18 protein-coding genes are annotated in these 15801 nt (G+C 70.8%); 15 read left to right on the forward strand and 3 right to left on the reverse strand.

Features of this window, described 5'->3' with window-relative positions; all coding sequences use genetic code 11:
- Nucleotides 1-26: 26 nt before the first annotated feature.
- Together ACOJV9_RS05325 and pssA are read left to right on the forward strand one after the other, a co-directional pair.
- Entirely contained in the window at nucleotides 27-695 is a 669-nt protein-coding gene (locus ACOJV9_RS05325; RefSeq protein ID WP_420184153.1) for a phosphatidylserine decarboxylase, read from the forward strand.
- On the forward strand, nucleotides 692-1603 hold the full coding sequence (gene pssA, locus ACOJV9_RS05330) for a CDP-diacylglycerol--serine O-phosphatidyltransferase (RefSeq protein WP_420184154.1): 912 nt from the start codon (nucleotides 692-694) through the stop codon (nucleotides 1601-1603). The genes ACOJV9_RS05325 and pssA overlap by 4 nt, the downstream gene beginning before the upstream one ends.
- 33 nt (nucleotides 1604-1636) lie before the next feature.
- Here the strand turns inward: pssA and ACOJV9_RS05335 are convergent, their stop codons facing one another.
- Nucleotides 1637-2137 carry a hypothetical protein gene (locus ACOJV9_RS05335; protein WP_420184155.1) on the reverse strand — a complete coding sequence of 167 codons (501 nt, stop codon included), beginning with the start codon at nucleotides 2135-2137 and terminating at the stop codon, nucleotides 1637-1639.
- A gap of 56 nt (nucleotides 2138-2193) precedes the next feature.
- Here ACOJV9_RS05335 and ACOJV9_RS05340 point away from each other — a divergent pair, with 56 nt between their 5' ends.
- The 11 genes from ACOJV9_RS05340 to ACOJV9_RS05390 all read left to right on the forward strand — a co-directional run bounded on the left by ACOJV9_RS05340 (nucleotide 2194) and on the right by ACOJV9_RS05390 (nucleotide 10644).
- Nucleotides 2194-3057, forward strand: coding sequence for an LLM class flavin-dependent oxidoreductase (locus ACOJV9_RS05340; protein WP_420184156.1), 864 nt, complete (start codon nucleotides 2194-2196; stop codon nucleotides 3055-3057).
- A gap of 108 nt (nucleotides 3058-3165) precedes the next feature.
- Nucleotides 3166-3882, forward strand: a complete 717-nt coding sequence (locus ACOJV9_RS05345; RefSeq protein WP_420184157.1) for a helix-turn-helix transcriptional regulator — start codon at nucleotides 3166-3168, stop codon at nucleotides 3880-3882.
- Complete coding sequence (gene sufB, locus ACOJV9_RS05350; RefSeq protein ID WP_420184158.1) at nucleotides 3879-5297, forward strand: Fe-S cluster assembly protein SufB; 1419 nt, start codon at nucleotides 3879-3881, stop codon at nucleotides 5295-5297. Before ACOJV9_RS05345 ends, sufB begins: the two co-directional genes overlap by 4 nt.
- Nucleotides 5298-6473, forward strand: coding sequence for a Fe-S cluster assembly protein SufD (gene sufD, locus ACOJV9_RS05355; protein WP_420184159.1), 1176 nt, complete (start codon nucleotides 5298-5300; stop codon nucleotides 6471-6473).
- Nucleotides 6470-6820, forward strand: a complete 351-nt coding sequence (locus tag ACOJV9_RS05360; protein ID WP_420184160.1) for a non-heme iron oxygenase ferredoxin subunit — start codon at nucleotides 6470-6472, stop codon at nucleotides 6818-6820. The genes sufD and ACOJV9_RS05360 overlap by 4 nt, the downstream gene beginning before the upstream one ends.
- A 5-nt stretch (nucleotides 6821-6825) precedes the next feature.
- Nucleotides 6826-7596, forward strand: a complete 771-nt coding sequence (gene sufC / locus ACOJV9_RS05365; protein WP_420184161.1) for a Fe-S cluster assembly ATPase SufC — start codon at nucleotides 6826-6828, stop codon at nucleotides 7594-7596.
- Nucleotides 7597-7606: 10 nt separating this feature from the next.
- Nucleotides 7607-8908 carry a SufS family cysteine desulfurase gene (locus ACOJV9_RS05370; RefSeq protein WP_420184162.1) on the forward strand — a complete coding sequence of 434 codons (1302 nt, stop codon included), beginning with the start codon at nucleotides 7607-7609 and terminating at the stop codon, nucleotides 8906-8908.
- Nucleotides 8908-9393: a Fe-S cluster assembly sulfur transfer protein SufU gene (gene sufU / locus ACOJV9_RS05375; RefSeq protein ID WP_420184163.1), complete on the forward strand. Its 486-nt coding sequence runs from the start codon at nucleotides 8908-8910 to the stop codon at nucleotides 9391-9393. Before ACOJV9_RS05370 ends, sufU begins: the two co-directional genes overlap by 1 nt.
- Nucleotides 9390-9719: a metal-sulfur cluster assembly factor gene (locus ACOJV9_RS05380; protein ID WP_035932214.1), complete on the forward strand. Its 330-nt coding sequence runs from the start codon at nucleotides 9390-9392 to the stop codon at nucleotides 9717-9719. Before sufU ends, ACOJV9_RS05380 begins: the two co-directional genes overlap by 4 nt.
- 12 nt (nucleotides 9720-9731) lie before the next feature.
- Entirely contained in the window at nucleotides 9732-10256 is a 525-nt protein-coding gene (locus ACOJV9_RS05385; RefSeq protein WP_420184164.1) for an acVLRF1 family peptidyl-tRNA hydrolase, read from the forward strand.
- 28 nt (nucleotides 10257-10284) lie between these two features.
- A complete protein-coding gene (locus tag ACOJV9_RS05390; protein WP_420184165.1) occupies nucleotides 10285-10644 on the forward strand; it encodes a hypothetical protein in 360 nt (119 codons plus the stop codon).
- A 7-nt stretch (nucleotides 10645-10651) separates the two neighbouring features.
- Here the strand turns inward: ACOJV9_RS05390 and ACOJV9_RS05395 are convergent, their stop codons facing one another.
- Both ACOJV9_RS05395 and ypfJ read right to left on the reverse strand, forming a co-directional pair.
- Nucleotides 10652-11086 (reverse strand): cupin domain-containing protein, encoded by a 435-nt coding sequence (locus tag ACOJV9_RS05395; RefSeq protein WP_420184166.1) that lies wholly within the window; start codon nucleotides 11084-11086, stop codon nucleotides 10652-10654.
- A 4-nt stretch (nucleotides 11087-11090) separates the two neighbouring features.
- Complete coding sequence (ypfJ, locus tag ACOJV9_RS05400) at nucleotides 11091-11996, reverse strand: KPN_02809 family neutral zinc metallopeptidase (RefSeq protein ID WP_420184167.1); 906 nt, start codon at nucleotides 11994-11996, stop codon at nucleotides 11091-11093.
- Between the two features lie 129 nt (nucleotides 11997-12125).
- On the opposite strand from ypfJ, the gene ACOJV9_RS05405 reads away from it, so the two are divergent.
- Both ACOJV9_RS05405 and ACOJV9_RS05410 read left to right on the forward strand, forming a co-directional pair.
- Nucleotides 12126-13724 carry an ABC-F family ATP-binding cassette domain-containing protein gene (locus tag ACOJV9_RS05405; protein ID WP_420184168.1) on the forward strand — a complete coding sequence of 533 codons (1599 nt, stop codon included), beginning with the start codon at nucleotides 12126-12128 and terminating at the stop codon, nucleotides 13722-13724.
- Between the two features lie 144 nt (nucleotides 13725-13868).
- Nucleotides 13869-15749, forward strand: coding sequence for an ABC transporter ATP-binding protein (locus ACOJV9_RS05410; protein WP_420184169.1), 1881 nt, complete (start codon nucleotides 13869-13871; stop codon nucleotides 15747-15749).
- Nucleotides 15750-15801: the final 52 nt, after the last annotated feature.

The raw sequence follows: 15801 nt of genomic DNA on the forward strand, positions 1-15801 counted from the left end.
GGGCACCACTCGACCCAAGGAGTCCCATGGTCACCATCGACCGCGAGGCCGCCCCGGCCACCGCCGTCGCCGCCGTCCCCGCCGTCCTGGCAGCACTTGCCGGACGGCGCGGCGCCGCTCTGGCCCTCGGCGCGCTGCCGGTGGCCGTCGCGCTGTTCTTCCGTGACCCCGACCGGAGATCCGACCGCACGACGGTCGACCCCGACGTGGTGGTCTCGCCCGCGGACGGCAAGGTCATGTATGCCGGACCCGGCCAGGACGGGGTCGCACCGGAAGGTGAGTGGCAGCAGGTGAGCATCTTCCTGTCCGCGTTCGACGTCCACGTCAACCGTGCCCCCTACGGCGGCCGCCTGCGCGAGGTGACCTACCGTCCGGGGAAGTGGCTCGCGGCATACACGCACGAGAGCGCACACCTCAACGAGCGCACCGACCTCGTCATCGAGCGCGAGGTCGACGGCGTCACCCGCGTCGTGCACTTCCGGCAGATCGTCGGGCTCATGGCCCGCCGTGTCGTCACCCGTGTCGCCGCGGGGGAGGAGATCACGACGGGACAGCGGATCGGCCTGATGAAGTTCGGCTCCCGGATGGACGTCTTCGTGCCGCCGGAGGCCGAGCTCCTCGTCCAGCGCGGCGCCCGCGTCGTCGCGGGCGAGACCGTCATCGCACGATGGCCCTCGACGGTCGGAGCCGCGTGAGCGACGACGCCTTCGGCCGCCGGCGGCGGTTCGACCGGTGGCGCCTGGTCTCGCCCACCGGCGCCGAGGTCGTCTCCCTCCGTCAGCTCGGCAAGACCGAGCGGCTGCGGGTCACGGCCCCGACGATCTTCACGATCCTCAACATGATGAGCGGCCTGTCATCGGTGCTGCTCGCCTTCCGCGAGCACTTCACGCTCGCGGCCGTCCTCATCGCGGTGTCGATCATCATGGACATCGCCGACGGGGGAGTGGCCCGCCTCGTCGGGGCCACGTCCCCGTTCGGCCTGCAGATGGACTCGCTGGCCGACCTCATCTCCTTCGGCTTCGCGCCGGCCATCCTCGTGCACACCTGGGCACTGCCGGACTACCCGGTCCTCTCGGTGCTCGCCGCGTTCTTCTGGCTCGGCTGCGCGGCATTCCGCCTGGCGCGGTTCAACGTCACGGTGGACCCCACGGCCGACAAGCGCTACTTCGTCGGGCTCCCCAGTCCCGCGGCGGCCGCCGTGGTGATGGCGACGATCTTCGCCCTGAACCAGCCGGAGTCCGGGGGCTACGACGCCTCGCTCATCGTCCCCATCGTCATCAGCGTGGTCCCGGCCGTCCTCATGGTCACCTCGATCCGCTTCCGGTCCTTCCGCAACCTGTTGCAGCCCAAGGGTGCGGCCGCCTGGGCGAGCACGGTCGTCGGCGCGCTCGCCATCGTCGTCGGTCTCGTGCTGGACCCGGGGCTCACCGGCCTCGTCATCGCCTACGGCTACATCCTCCAGGCGCCACTGGGTGTGCTCACCGCACCGGTCCGTGAACGGCTCCTGGGGTCGGACTCGGTGGCGCCGCGGCGACAGCGGATGCCGTCGGTCTTCCTCCCGGACACCGACCCGGACTCCGATGAGGACGACGACACACCCTGACCGCCACTTTCGCTCCGACCGAGGTGTCGACGGTCATTTCGAGCCGGTCCCGCGTTGGCCGGAGGGGTGCGCGTCGACGATCGCGGTGAAGAAGCGGGACTTGCGCTCCTCGTAGTCCGCCGTGCCCACGCTCGCCGACTTCAGGGCGTTGTACCGGGCCAGCAGCTCGGGGTCGCCGCCCAGCGCCTCCCACGCGACCCGGAAGCGCCGGTCGTGCTCCGAATGCAGGGGAGTGACCGCCAGGCCCGTCGGGAGGGGACCCGGCACCTCGAACACGGCGAGCGTCGCGGCCCACGACTGCGGGCTCGCTACCGGCAGGACCTCCCGCAGCCGCGCCACGACAGCGTCGAAGGACTCCGGGTCGACCCGCAGGTGGAGGTCGACGTCGCCCCTGGTGAGGGCCCCGGGGACGCTCAGCCCGCCGGTGAGCTCGACCTCCCCGGGCACCTGCCACGCGGCCAGGGTCGCCTCGACGTCGTCGCGGATGCGATGCGCCTCGCCGACCAGGCCGTCCGACGCCACCAGCTCGTCCATCCCACCAGCACACCACGTCGCGGCCGCCCGCGAGCCCGTCGTCGTACAGTCGGCAGATGCGCCACGGTCTGTCCGTGCCGTGCTTCGGCACGGGTCTCGACGCCGCCCGGGTGGCGGTGTGGGCCCGGGCGGCCGAGGACGCGGGCTGGGACGGCTTCTTCCTGTGGGACCACCTCTTCGCCTTCGCCGACGGTCCCGTCGACGTCGTCGACCCCTTCATCGCGCTCACCGCCGCGGCCTGTGCCACGACCACCATCCGCCTCGGCACGCTCGTCACCCCGCTGCCCCGCCGGCGTCCCCTCGTCGTGGCGCGACAGACCGTGACGCTCGACCGGCTCAGTGGCGGTCGGCTCGTGCTGGGGGTGGGCTCCGGCGCGGGGCCGTTCGAGTGGGAGTTCGTCGGCGAGGAGCCGGACCCGGCGACGCGCGGTGACATGCTCGACGAGCACCTCGACCTGCTGGCCCGGCTGTGGTCCGGCGAGCCGGTCCGGCACGAGGGCCGCTTCTACCGGGTGGCCGGTCCCGACTGGGCGGGCCTCTGCCACCCGCCGCCGCTGCAGCAGCCCCGGATCCCGGTGTGGGTGGGCGGGACGTGGCCGGGGACGCGCCCCTTCACCCGAGCGGCGTGCTGGGACGGGGTCGTGCCGATGCGGGTCGACGGCTCATGGTCGGTGGCCGACACCGCAGCCGTGGTCGCGCGGATGCGGGACCTGGGAGCGGGAGCGGAGGCGCCCTTCGAGGTGGCCGTTCCGGGTGAGAGCGACCCCAGGGACGACCGCAGGGCCACGACCTTCGCCGAGCACGCAGGGGCCGGGGCGACGTGGTGGGTCGAGGCGATCCACCCCTGGCGCTACGGCGACCCGGAACGCGGCGAGTGGAACCTCGACGCCATGCAGGGGCGCATCGAGGCGGGCCCCTGAGCGGCGGTCCTGCCCTGGTGCCCCGGTGACCCGGTGACCCGGTGACCCGGTAAGGCTCACCTTCGTTTCCAACTGCCACCGCAATTACGTAACATGGATGTTGTGAATATGCCGGGCTCGGCCGTCGTGCCGCAGGTTCTCGAGTCGCGTACGCGCGACCGGGTGCTGCAGGCCATCGGCGAGCGTGGCCCGGTGACCGCCTCTGCCCTGGCCGACGACCTCGGGCTCACCGTCCCGGCCGTGCGGCGCCACCTCGAGAACCTCACCGACGCCGGCCTCATCGACGAGCGCGTGATCGCCGCCGCCACGGGTCGTGGCCGCGGGCGCCCGGCCCGGTCCTACGTCCTCAGCGACGGTGGCCACCAGGCCCTCGACTCCGACTACGACCACCTCGCCACCGAGGCCCTGCGCTTCCTGTCGCAGGAGGCCGGTGACGACGCCGTGCGTCGCTTCGCCGAGTCCCGCGTGGGTGCCCTGGAGCAGCGGTATGCCGTCGAGCTGGCCGCCGCCGGCACCGACACCACCGCCCGCGTCGACGCCCTCGTGGCCGCGCTGACGCGTGACGGATTCGCCGCCTCCGCCCGCCCCGTCGGGCGCACCGGCGCGACCGCGACGGCGGCACCCGCCGGACTGTCCGGCATACAGCTGTGTCAGGGTCACTGCCCGGTCCAGCACGCGGCACGGGAATTTCCGCAGTTCTGTGACGCTGAAACTGACGCGTTCTCACGCCTGCTCGGCGTGCACGTCCAACGACTTGCCACCCTCGCGCACGGAGATCACGTGTGCACGACGTTCGTCCCCACCACAGAAGGGTCCACGCGATGAGCACCATCGAGGAGCTGAACCCGGGTCTCAAGGACCTCGGGCGCTACGACTTCGGATGGGCGGACAGCGACACCGCTGGCACCAACGCCCGCCGCGGTCTGAACGAGGACGTCGTCCTCGACATCTCGCGGCGCAAGAACGAGCCGCAGTGGATGGAGGACCTGCGTCTGAAGTCGCTGCGCCTCTTCGGCAAGAAGCCCATGCCGACGTGGGGGAGCGACCTCACCGGCATCGACTTCCAGAACATCAAGTACTTCGTGAAGTCCACCGAGAAGCAGGCCACGTCGTGGGAGGACCTGCCCGAGGACATCAAGAACACCTATGACCGCCTCGGCATCCCCGAGGCCGAGAAGCAGCGCCTCGTCGCCGGCGTCGCGGCCCAGTACGAGTCCGAGGTCGTCTACCACCAGATCCGTGAGGACCTGGAGGAGAAGGGCGTCATCTTCGTCGACACCGACACCGGCCTGCGCGAGCACGAGGACCTCTTCCGTGAGTACTTCGCATCGGTGATCCCCGCAGGTGACAACAAGTTCGCCGCGCTCAACACCGCGGTGTGGTCTGGTGGCTCGTTCATCTACGTCCCGCCGGGCGTCCACGTCGACATCCCGCTGCAGGCCTACTTCCGGATCAACACCGAGAACATGGGCCAGTTCGAGCGGACCCTGATCATCGCCGACGAGGGCTCCTCGGTGCACTACGTCGAGGGCTGCACCGCGCCGATCTACCAGTCGGACTCGCTGCACTCGGCCGTCGTCGAGATCATCGTCAAGAAGAACGCCCGGGTCCGCTACACGACGATCCAGAACTGGTCCAACAACGTCTACAACCTCGTCACCAAGCGCGCGACCTGCGCCGAGGGCGCGACGATGGAGTGGATCGACGGCAACATCGGCTCCAAGGTGACGATGAAGTACCCCGCCGTCTTCCTCATGGGTGAGCACGCCCGGGGCGAGACCCTGTCCGTCGCCTTCGCCGGTGAGGGCCAGCACCAGGACGCCGGCTCCAAGATGGTCCACGCCGCGCCGAACACCTCCTCGACCATCGTGTCGAAGTCGGTGGCGCGCGGTGGCGGCCGCACCTCGTACCGCGGTCTGGTCCAGATTCTGGAGGGCGCGCACGGCTCGAGGTCGAGCGTCGTCTGCGACGCCCTGCTCGTCGACACCATCAGCCGCTCCGACACCTACCCCTACGTCGACATCCGCGAGGACGACGTGACGATGGGCCACGAGGCCACCGTCTCCAAGGTGTCCGAGGACCAGATGTTCTACCTCATGTCCCGAGGCATGTCCGAGACCGAGGCGATGGCGATGATCGTGCGCGGCTTCGTCGAGCCGATCGCGAAGGAGCTCCCCATGGAGTACGCCCTCGAGCTCAACCGCCTCATCGAGCTTCAGATGGAAGGAGCCGTAGGCTAAATGAGCCTTCTGGCCAGCAAGCCCCAGACCAGCGACGCCCCCGGTCACACCGACTCCGTCGCGGCGTTCGTGCCCGACCAGTCGCGGGCCGAGCGGACCACCTCGTATGCCGTCGCGGACTTCCCCGTCCCGTCGGGCCGCGAGGAGGAGTGGCGCTTCACCCCCGTCGACCGCCTCCAGTCGCTCTTCGCCGAGACGACCGGCACCCCCCTGAGCCGCGAGGCGCTCCTGCCCGAGGGCGTGACCGTGTCGACGCTCTCCCGCGAGGAGTGGCAGGCCGCCGGGGCCCCGAAGCCCGCCGACCGCGCCGCCGTGGTGGCCGTCGACCGCGCCGAGTCGGTCACCGTCGTCGACGTGCCCGCCGAGGCACAGCTCGACGAGCCCGTCCGGCTCCTCCTCACCGGCGACGGCTCGCTGTCCCACGCGCACACCCTGATCCGCGTGGGTGCCTTCGCCAAGGCGACGATCGTGCTCCGGCACGACGGCGACGCCCAGTACTCCGAGCTGCTGTCCCTGGTCGTCGGGGACGGCGCCGACGTCACGCTCGTCACCGTCCAGGAGTGGGACGACACCGCCCTCCACCTCGGCCAGCACGACGTCGTCGTCGGCCGCGACGCCACGGCACGCCACATCGCGATCACCCTCGGTGGCGGCATCGTGCGGCTCAACACCAACGCGTCGTATGCCGGTCCCGGCGGGTCGTTCGAGGCGCTCGGCGTCTACTTCGCCGACGCGGGCCAGCACCAGGAGCACCGGCTCTTCGTCGACCACGAGGCGCCGCACTGCCGCTCCAACGTCGAGTACAAGGGTGCGCTCCAGGGCGACTCCGCCCACACCGTGTGGGTGGGTGACGTCCTCATCCGCGCGAGCGCCGAGGGTACCGACACCTACGAGCTCAACCGCAACCTCATCCTCACCGACGGGGCGCGCGCGGACTCGGTGCCGAACCTCGAGATCGAGACCGGCGAGATCGCCGGTGCCGGTCACGCCTCGGCCACCGGCCGCTTCGACGACCAGCAGCTGTTCTACCTGCAGGCCCGTGGGATCGACGAGGACACCGCCCGACGCCTCGTCGTGCGCGGCTTCTTCGCCTCGATCGTCGGCCGCATCGGCGTCCCCGGGATCGAGGAGCACCTCATGGACGCCATCGACCGCGAGCTGGAGGGCGCGGCGTGACCGAGACGACCAGGTCGCAGAGCACCGATGCCTTCGTCAGGGTGTGCTCGCTCGACGAGCTCCCCACGGTGGGTGCTGCCGCCGCGGACATCAACGGCCGCATCGTCGCGCTCGTGCGCACCGAGACCGGTGACGTCCACGCCGTCGACGACACGTGCTCGCACGCCAACGTCTCCCTCTCCGAGGGTGAGCTCGACGGCTGCACCCTCGAGTGCTGGCTGCACGGCTCCCGCTTCGACATCCGCACCGGCATCCCCTCCGGCCCGCCGGCCACCGTCCCCATCGCCGTCCACACCGTCAAGATCGAGGGAGACGACGTCTATGTCGCCCTCAACCAGAAGGATTGAGAGCCATGACCACTGAGAACCACGTCCTCGAGATCAACGACCTCCACGTCACGGTCGAGACCGACCAGGGCACCAAGGAGATCCTCCGCGGTGTCACGCTCACCATCCGCTCCGGTGAGACGCACGCCATCATGGGCCCCAACGGCTCGGGCAAGTCGACGCTGGCCTACTCCGTCGCCGGCCACCCCAAGTACACCGTCACGAGCGGCACCGTCACCCTCGACGGCGAGGACGTCCTCTCGATGAGCGTCGACGAGCGCGCCCGCGCCGGCCTCTTCCTCGCGATGCAGTACCCCGTCGAGGTCCCCGGCGTCACGGTGAGCAACTTCCTGCGCACCGCCAAGACGGCCGTCGACGGCGAGGCGCCCAAGCTGCGCACGTGGGTCAAGGACCTCAAGGCCGCCATGGCCGACCTCCGCATGGACCCGACCGTCTCCGAGCGCGGCGTCAACGAGGGCTTCTCGGGTGGCGAGAAGAAGCGCCACGAGATCCTCCAGATGGAGCTCCTCAAGCCCACGTTCGCGATCCTCGACGAGACCGACTCCGGCCTCGACGTCGACGCGCTGCGCATCGTCTCCGAGGGCGTCAACCGCGCCAAGGAGTCCACCGGGTCCGGCGTGCTGCTCATCACCCACTACACGCGGATCCTGCGCTACATCACGCCCGACTTCGTCCACGTCTTCGTCGACGGCCGGATCGCGGAGCAGGGTGGCCCCGAGCTGGCCGAGCGCCTCGAGGCCGAGGGCTACGACCGCTTCCTTCCCACCAACGCCTGAGCCGGGAGCCATGACCGCGACACCGTTCACCGCCGAGGAGGTCGCCCGCATCCGGGCCGACTTCCCGATCCTCGCGCGCACCGTGCGTGACGGTGCGCCGCTGGTCTACCTCGACTCCGGGGCCACCTCGCACAAGCCGGTGCAGGTCCTCGACGCCGAGCGCGACTTCTACGAGCGCCTCAACTCCGCCCCCCACCGAGGGGCCCACGCGCTCTCCGAGGAGGCCACGGCGGCATACGAGGGTGCGCGCGAGCGCATTGCCGGCTTCGTCGGCGCGCAGGCGCAGGACGTCGTCTTCACCAAGAACGCGACGGAGGCGCTCAACCTCGTCGCCTACGCGTTCTCGGGTTCGCCGCACCCGGGCATCCCGGGCAGCGAGCGGTTCGTCCTGGGTCCTGGCGACGAGGTGCTCGTCACCGAGATGGAGCACCACGCCAACCTCGTGCCGTGGCAGGAGCTGTGCCGCCGCACCGGGACGACCCTGCGCTGGCTTCCCGTCACCGACACCGGCCGGCTCGACCTCACCGACCTCGACACGCTCCTCACCGAGCGCACGAAGGTCGTGGCGTTCGTCCACGCCTCGAACGTCCTGGGGACCGTCAACCCCGTGGCCGAGCTCGTCGAGCGGGCCCATGCCGTCGGCGCGCTCGTCGTGCTCGACGCCTGCCAGTCGGTGCCGCACCTCGGCGTCGACGTGGAGGCGCTCGGGGCCGACTTCGTCGCCTTCTCGGGGCACAAGATGTTCGGACCGAGCGGCATCGGGGTCCTCTGGGGCCGGCGCGAGCTGCTCGAGGCGATGCCGCCGTTCCTCACCGGGGGCTCGATGATCGAGACCGTCCGGATGGAGGGCAGCACCTACGCCCCGCCGCCGCAGCGCTTCGAGGCCGGCGTGCCGATGACGGCCCAGGCCATCGGGCTCGCCGCCGCGGTCGACTACATCGAGGACCTCGGCATCGAGCGCATCCACGCGCACGAGCTGGCGCTCACCGAGCGGCTGCTCGCCGGCCTCGCGGCCCGCCCGTGGGTCACCGTCGTCGGGCCGACCGACCTCGAGTCGCGGGGCGGCACCGTCGCGTTCGTCGTCGACGAGGTGCACGCCCACGACGTGGGCCAGGTCCTCGACGGCTCCGGTGTGGCGGTCCGCGTCGGCCACCACTGCGCATGGCCGCTGCACCGCCGCTTCCGGGTGGCGGCGACGACGCGAGCCAGCTTTGCGGCATACAGCACGGAGGGTGAGGTCGACGCGCTCCTCGAGGCGCTCGACACCGTGCCGGCGATCTTCGGCGTGGGCGAGCTGCGGGGTGCGGTCTGATGGACCTCTACCAGGAGCTCATCCTCGAGCACTCCAAGCGCCCCCAGCACGCCGGCCTGCGCGAGCCGTACGAGGCCGAGGTGCACCACGTCAACCCGACCTGCGGCGACGAGGTGACCATGCGCCTCCACCTCGCAGCCGGTCCCGACGGCGGTGATCCCATCGTCCAGGACGTCTCGTACGACGCGCTCGGCTGCTCGATCAGCATGGCGTCGGTCTCGATCCTCGCCGAGGAGACCATCGGTCACCCGCTGAGCGAGGCCCTCACGACCTACGAGGCCATGAGGTCGATGCTCACGTCCAAGGGCGAGGACCCCGGCGACGAGGAGGTCATCGGTGACGGCGTCGCCCTGGCCGGCGTCGCCAGGTACCCCGCCCGCGTCAAGTGCGCCCTCCTCGGATGGATGGCGTTCACCGATGCGTTGCACCAGAGCGGTCACCGCGTTGCGGTGGCCGGCCCAGATCCGAAGGAAGGAACACCATGAGTGAGACCACCAGTGCGCCGGTGAACGTGGCCGACGTCGAGGAGGCCATGCGCGACGTGGTCGACCCTGAGCTCGGCATCAACGTCGTCGACCTCGGGCTCGTCTACGGCATCACGGTCGACGGCCAGAACCACGCGGTCATCGACATGACCCTGACGTCCGCGGCCTGCCCGCTCACCGACGTCATCGAGGACCAGACGCAGCAGTCCCTCGAGGGCCTCGTGTCCTCCTACCGCGTCAACTGGGTCTGGATGCCCCCGTGGGGCCCCGACAAGATCACCGACGACGGTCGCGAGCAGCTGCGCGCCCTCGGCTTCAACATCTGAGCCCGACCCTTCGTGACTCGCGTCGTCGAGGTCGCGCCGCAGCGGTATGCCGCGTGGCGCGAACGTTTCGACGCCAACAACCCCGACGGCCCCCAGCGGGTCGTCGGGGTCTCGCGTCTGGAGCCACGGTGGCTCGCCGTCGTGCTGATCCGACGAGGTGGGTATGCCGTCGCGCTCGTCGACGGGTCGACCCTCGTCGAGCACAAGGTCGGCACCCGGCACGTCCAGTCCCGCACCGCCGCCGGGGGGTGGTCCCAGCAGCGCTTCGCGCGCCGGCGTGGCAACCAGGCCGACGAGCTGGTGCGCGCCGTGGCCGACCACGCGGTGCGGATCCTGTCGCAGGGCACGCCGGCGGCGCTCGTCGTCGGAGGCGACCGCACCCTCGCCGGAGAGGTCCTCGAGGACCCGCGCCTGGCCCCCCTGCTCGCCCTGCCGCGACGGGAGTTCGCCGACATCGGTGACCCGCGCCGGGCCGTCCTCGACGACGTCGTCCGCCGGGCGCGAACCGTCGAGGTGCGCATCGACGACGGGCCCTGACCGGGGGCGGTCGCGACAGAATGGACGCATGGCCTCCTACACGGTGAACCGCAGGGCGGTGCGTCACTGCCGCGACCTCATCGCGGCCGGCAAGGTCGTCCTCGAGAGCGACTGGGGCCGAGTCCAGCCGGACGCCGACACCCAGAACGCCTTCCTCGAGGAGCACGACTGGCCCGACTACGCCGCGTGGCACCTGGGTCTCACCGAGGGCGCCAACGACGAGACCAAGGCGCGCCACGCGTTCGTCTTCGGGGACTTCGACAGGGTGCACCGCAGCGCGCTCATCGCGTGCGTCTACCGCGCGTCCGAGTGGCGGCACAAGAAGGTCGAGCTGGCCGCCCACCGGCTCCTCCAGGAGCTCGACAGGACGTATCCGGACGCCGACTGAGGTTCAGTCAGGAGGGGTCGTCCGCGGGACTCCCGAGCCGCAGCTCGTGCCGGAAGCGCCACACCATCGAGGCCTTCGACACCAGCCCCGGTCCCTGGGCCATGGTGCGGAACAGCTCCTCGGTGCGCTGTGCCGGAGTGATGGTCCACGAGGCCCTGCACGGGGCGGGGCCGGCGTTCCACATGTGGTGGGCGGTGACGGGTGGGACGTCGAGGGCGTCGCCCACGCGCAGCACGCGCTCGTCTCCCGAGACGACCACCGTCAGCTCTCCGTCGAGGACGACGAAATGCTCGTGCTGGCTCGGGTGCCAGTGGGTGGGCGGCGGGTCACCCGGCTGCCAGGTGCACTCGAGGAGGAGCTGCTCGGGCGTGGAGGACAGCACGGTCAGCGTCTGACGGGGTCCGAGGCGGATCTGCTCCGGTCCCGGACCCGGACCCGTCATGACCTCAGCTGACCCGGTCGACGTTGAAGGTGTTGCACTGGTTGAGGTCGCCGGTCTTGAAGCCCTGGAGGAACCATCGCTGGCGCGCCTCCGCGCTGCCGTGCGTCCACGCCTCGGGGTTGACCTGGCCCTGGGTCTTCTCCTGGATGCGGTCGTCACCGACGGCGGCGGCGGCCGAGAGCGCGCTCTTGATGTCGGCCTCGGTGAGCGGTTCGAGGAACGGCTTGCCCTCGGGTCCGTTGGTCGTCGAGGCGTTCTTGGCCCAGACACCGGCGAGGCAGTCGGCCATGAGCTCGACGCGCACGCCTCCGCTGTTGGGTCCTGACGGGTCCTGCTGCGCCCGCCCGAGGAGCCCGAGCTGGTCCTGGAGGGCGTGGCCGTACTCGTGCGCGACGACGTACTCCTGGGCGAGCGCGCCGCTGTCGGAGCCGAAGTCCTTCTCGAGGATCGCGAAGAAGTCGGCGTCGATGTAGACCTTCTGGTCCAGCGGGCAGTAGAACGGCCCGACCTGGTTGCTCGCCGTGCCGCACTGCGACTGGGTCGACCCCTGGTAGAGGACGGTCTTGGTCGGCTGCCACTGCTTCTGGTAGCGGGGGAGCTCCTCCGTCCAGAAGGCCTGCACGGAGTTGACGGTGCCGATGACGCGGCACTCGACGTCGGCGTCCGCGTCGGCACCGGTCTTGCAGCGCTCGAAGGCCTCGCCGCTGGTCGACGTGCCGTCGACCTGCTCCTGGTTCGTGCCGCCGCCACCGGTCGGGAGGTCGGAGGGGTTGATGCCGAAGATGAGCGCGATGATGAGCATGATGATGCCGCCGAGGCCACCACCGACGGCGATGCCTCCGGGGCCACCGCCGCTGCCGCCGGACTCGACCTGTGAGGTGTCGAGACCGACGTCGTCGTTGAAGCTCATGCACGTCCTCCCATGGTGGCCTGGTCCGTGCGGAGCACGGCGCCACCTAGACTAGGCGTCAGAAGGCCCGCGGTGTGTCAGCGGTGCGCCTCGTGACCAACCCGAGAAATCCCACGACGAAGGACTCCTGTGCTGACTGCTGCCGCCATCGAGCTGCGCGCGGGTCCACGCCTGCTGCTCGAAGGAGTCTCCTTCCGGGTCGCGGCCGGTGACCGGATCGGGCTCGTGGGTCGCAACGGAGCGGGCAAGACGACCCTGACCAAGGTGCTGGCCGGCGTCGGCCAGCCCGCGGCAGGTCAGGTGCACAGCACGGGCGAGGTCGGCTACCTCCCGCAGGACCCGCGCACCGGCGACCTGCACGTGACGGCACGTGACCGCATCCTCTCCGCGCGGGGGCTGGACCAGATCGTGCGCGACCTGCGGGCCGCGGAGCACGCGATGGCCGAGGAGACCGGAGACAAGCAGGACCGGGCGATGCGCCGCTGGGGCCGGCTCGACGCCGAGTTCCAGGCGGCCGGCGGCTACGCCGCGGAGTCAGAGGCGGCCAGGATCGCCTCGGCGCTGGCGCTCGAGGAACGCCACCTCGACCAGACCCTCGACACGCTCTCCGGCGGGCAGCGACGTCGCGTCGAGCTCTCGCGCATCCTCTTCTCCGGCGCCGACACGCTGCTGCTCGACGAGCCGACCAACCACCTCGACGCCGACTCGATCGTGTGGCTGCGCGAGCACCTCAAGACCTTCCGCGGCGGCCTCATCGTCATCTCCCACGACGTCGACCTGCTCGACGCCGTCGTCAACAAGGTCTTCCACCTCGACGCCAACCGCGCCGAGCTCGACATCTACAACCTCGGCTGGAAGCCCTACCTCCAGCAGCGCGAGACCGACGAGCGCCGCCGCAAGCGCGAGCGCGCCAACGCCGAGAAGAAGGCCGGCGCCCTCATGGCGCAGGCCGACAAGATGCGGGCCAAGGCCACCAAGACCGTTGCGGCGCAGAACATGCAGCGCCGGGCGGAGCGTCTCCTCTCGGGCCTGGAGTCCGAGCGTGCGCACGACCGGGTGGCCAAGCTGCGCTTCCCGGACCCGTCGCCCTGCGGCCGCACCCCGCTGCGCGCCTCCAGCCTGTCCCGCTCCTACGGCTCGCTGGAGATCTTCACCGACGTCGACCTGGCGATCGACCGGGGCTCCCGGGTCGTGGTCCTGGGCCTCAACGGCGCCGGCAAGACCACGCTGCTGCGCATGCTCGCCGGTGTGGACGCCCCGGACACCGGGCAGGTCGAGCCGGGTCACGGCCTCAAGATCGGCTACTACGCCCAGGAGCACGAGAACCTCGAGGTCGACCGCACGGTGCTCGACAACATGAAGTCGGCCGCGCCGGACCTCGGCGAGACCGACGTGCGCAAGGTGCTCGGCTCGTTCCTCTTCACCGGGGACGACGTCGACAAGCCGGCCGGGGTGCTCTCCGGTGGGGAGAAGACCCGGCTGTCCCTCGCGCTCCTCGTCGTCTCGTCGGCCAACGTCCTGCTCCTCGACGAGCCGACCAACAACCTCGACCCGGCATCGCGTGAGGAGATCCTCGGGGCGCTCAAGACCTACAAGGGCGCCGTTGTCCTCGTCACGCACGACGAGGGCGCGGTCGACGCGCTCGAGCCGGAGCGGATCCTGCTCCTGCCCGACGGCGTCGAGGACCTCTGGGGCCCGGACTACAAGGACCTTGTCACCCTCGCCTGAGAGGGTGGAGGGCGCACGCGGAATCGGTCGGGCCCCCGGCTCGTTTGACCTCTCGTGCACCTGAGGATCGAGGATCGACGACATGGCATCACCTAGCTCGACGGCGGCGCGGACGCCGCAGATGGCGACGACGGCGGACGCGGCATGAGCATGGCCGGCTGGCAGGCCATCCACAGCCTCAGCAAGGACGCGAGCGTGCGGTCCAAGGAGCTCGCCCCGGGCACGACCCGGCGCGTGCTGTCCTACGCCGCGCCCTACCGCCGGATCATCGCGGTCTTCCTCGCCCTCGTCGTCGTCGACGCCGTGCTCATCGTCGCCACCCCGTTCCTCCTCAAGAGCCTCATCGACGACGGCATCTATCCCGAGGACTCCGGCCTGGTCATCCGCCTCTCGCTCCTCGTGGCCGTGATCGCGGTCCTCAGCGCGGCGGTCACCCTCGTGTCGCGATGGCTCTCCTCCCGCATCGGCGAGGGACTCATCGTCGACCTGCGCACCCAGGTCTTCGCCCACGTGATGCGCCAGCCGATCGCCTTCTTCACGAGGGCGCAGACCGGTGCGCTGGTCTCTCGGCTCAACAACGACGTCATCGGCGCCCAGCAGGCGTTCACGTCCGTGCTCTCCAGCGTCGTCAGCAACGCGGTGTCGCTGGTCCTCATCATCGGCGGGATGCTCTACCTCTCCTGGCAGCTGACGCTCGCCTCCCTCCTGCTCGTGCCGCTCTTCCTCCTGCCCGCGCGGGCGATGGGTGGCCGGCTGGCGGCTCTGGCCCACGAGCAGATGGGGCTCAACGCCGACCTCGGCACCCGGATGACCGAGCGCTTCAACGTCGCCGGTGCGCTGCTCGTGAAGATCTACGGCAACCCCGACACCGAGGACCGCGAGTACTCCGAGCGCGCCGAGCGCGTGCGCGACATCGGCGTGCGGATCGCCGTCAACCGCTCGGTGTTCTTCGTCGGCCTCACGCTCGTGGCCGCGCTCGCCACCGCCCTCGTCTACGGCTTCGGGGGAGTCATGGCCGTCGGCGGGGGGCTCTCGGTCGGCACCCTCATCGCCCTCACGGCCCTGCTGGCGCGGCTCTACGGCCCGCTGACGACGATGTCGAACGCCCGCGTCGACGTCATGACCGCGCTCGTGTCGTTCGAGCGCGTCTTCGAGGTGCTCGACCTCGAACCGCTGGTCGCCGAGGCGCCCGACGCCGTGCCGGTCGCGGCCGGTCCCATCCGGGTCGACCTCGACCATGTCGGCTTCGGCTACCCCTCCGCCGACGCGGTGTCGCTCAGCTCGCTGGAGTCGACCGCGACCGGTGACCGGGCTGCGGGGGAGCCCGTCCTCCACGACATCGACGCGACGATCGAGCCGGGGCAGCTCGTCGCCCTCGTCGGGCCCAGTGGTGCCGGCAAGTCGACGCTCACCGCCCTCGTGGCGCGGCTCTACGACCCGACCAGTGGAGCGGTCCGGTTTAACGGCGTGGATCTCCGCTCGGTGACCTTCGCGTCGCTGCGCGACACGGTCAGCGTGGTGACGCAGGACGCGCACCTGTTCCACGACACCATCCGGGCCAACCTCCTGTATGCCGCACCGTCGGCCTCCGACGCAGAGATCGAGGCCGCGCTGCGCGCGGCCCGCATCTGGGACCTCGTCGAGCGGCTGCCCTCGGGGCTGGACACGGTGGTCGGCGACCGTGGGCACCGCCTCAGTGGCGGCGAGAAGCAGCGGATCGCGATCGCCCGCCTGCTCCTCAAGGGTCCTCGGCTCGTCGTCCTCGACGAGGCGACGGCCCACCTCGACAGCGAGAGCGAGGTGGCGGTGCAGCGAGCGCTCGACACCGCGCTCGAGGGGCGCACGTCGCTGGTCATCGCCCACCGCCTGTCGACCGTGCGCAACGCCGACGTCATCCTCGTCCTCGAGCGGGGGCGGATCGTCGAGCGCGGCACCCACACCGAGCTGCTCGCGGCCGGAGGTCTCTACTCAGACCTCTACACCACGCAGTTCTCCGACGACGTCGGCGCGGCTCCCCGCGTGTAGCCGGGGCGGCGCGGCCGGGTCCTTCTGCGGATCTTCGGCGTTTTCTCCCCGC

It is taken from the genome of Knoellia terrae (genome assembly GCF_048606435.1).
GTDB classification, from domain to species: domain Bacteria; phylum Actinomycetota; class Actinomycetes; order Actinomycetales; family Dermatophilaceae; genus Knoellia; species Knoellia terrae.

Excerpts from the sequence above, each read along its gene's own strand:
- ypfJ (WP_420184167.1), bottom strand. The coding sequence starts at position 11,996 with ATGAGCTTCAACGACGACGTCGGTCTCGACACCTCACAGGTCGAGTCC.
- ACOJV9_RS05325 (WP_420184153.1), top strand. The coding sequence starts at position 27 with ATGGTCACCATCGACCGCGAGGCCGCCCCGGCCACCGCCGTCGCCGCC.
- sufC (WP_420184161.1), top strand. The coding sequence starts at position 6,826 with ATGACCACTGAGAACCACGTCCTCGAGATCAACGACCTCCACGTCACG.
- ACOJV9_RS05345 (WP_420184157.1), top strand. The coding sequence starts at position 3,166 with ATGCCGGGCTCGGCCGTCGTGCCGCAGGTTCTCGAGTCGCGTACGCGC.
- ACOJV9_RS05390 (WP_420184165.1), top strand. The coding sequence starts at position 10,285 with ATGGCCTCCTACACGGTGAACCGCAGGGCGGTGCGTCACTGCCGCGAC.
- sufU (WP_420184163.1), top strand. The coding sequence starts at position 8,908 with ATGGACCTCTACCAGGAGCTCATCCTCGAGCACTCCAAGCGCCCCCAG.
- ACOJV9_RS05340 (WP_420184156.1), top strand. The coding sequence starts at position 2,194 with ATGCGCCACGGTCTGTCCGTGCCGTGCTTCGGCACGGGTCTCGACGCC.
- sufB (WP_420184158.1), top strand. The coding sequence starts at position 3,879 with ATGAGCACCATCGAGGAGCTGAACCCGGGTCTCAAGGACCTCGGGCGC.
- ACOJV9_RS05410 (WP_420184169.1), top strand. The coding sequence starts at position 13,869 with ATGAGCATGGCCGGCTGGCAGGCCATCCACAGCCTCAGCAAGGACGCG.
- sufD (WP_420184159.1), top strand. The coding sequence starts at position 5,298 with ATGAGCCTTCTGGCCAGCAAGCCCCAGACCAGCGACGCCCCCGGTCAC.
- ACOJV9_RS05395 (WP_420184166.1), bottom strand. The coding sequence starts at position 11,086 with ATGACGGGTCCGGGTCCGGGACCGGAGCAGATCCGCCTCGGACCCCGT.
- ACOJV9_RS05380 (WP_035932214.1), top strand. The coding sequence starts at position 9,390 with ATGAGTGAGACCACCAGTGCGCCGGTGAACGTGGCCGACGTCGAGGAG.
- ACOJV9_RS05335 (WP_420184155.1), bottom strand. The coding sequence starts at position 2,137 with ATGGACGAGCTGGTGGCGTCGGACGGCCTGGTCGGCGAGGCGCATCGC.
- ACOJV9_RS05370 (WP_420184162.1), top strand. The coding sequence starts at position 7,607 with ATGACCGCGACACCGTTCACCGCCGAGGAGGTCGCCCGCATCCGGGCC.